The sequence below is a fragment of the Carnobacterium sp. 1290_CSPC genome, from assembly GCF_001053265.1.
GTDB classification, from domain to species: domain Bacteria; phylum Bacillota; class Bacilli; order Lactobacillales; family Aerococcaceae; genus Aerococcus; species Aerococcus urinaeequi.
Window position 1 is genome coordinate 1 of record NZ_JVVG01000001.1, and the last position, 278, is coordinate 278.

1 protein-coding gene is annotated in these 278 nt (G+C 39.6%); it reads left to right on the forward strand.

Features of this window, described 5'->3' with window-relative positions; all coding sequences use genetic code 11:
• Window positions 1-12: 12 nt before the first annotated feature.
• The coding region (locus AC973_RS00005) for a helix-turn-helix domain-containing protein (RefSeq protein WP_157850729.1) at window positions 13-278 on the forward strand (266 nt) is incomplete at its 3' end.

The following is a 278-nucleotide window of genomic DNA, read 5'->3' on the forward strand; positions in this document are numbered from 1 at the left end:
GGGGGTGAAAACATGTATCAAGGAATTGAGTGTAAAATCTATCCTAACGAAAAACAGCGTCAGTTAATTCATATGACCTTTGGTCATACCCGATTCATCTGGAACGAAATGTTGGCCATGTTGAATGCGCGGTACGAAAACAATCCTGACCTTCAAATGCTATCTTATAATGCGTTATCCTCTCTTATTCCACAAATGAAGAAGGAATATCCCTGGTTGCGTGAAGTTGATAGCGTAGCTGTTCAATGTAGTGTTAAACGCTTATCCGAAACTTTTGT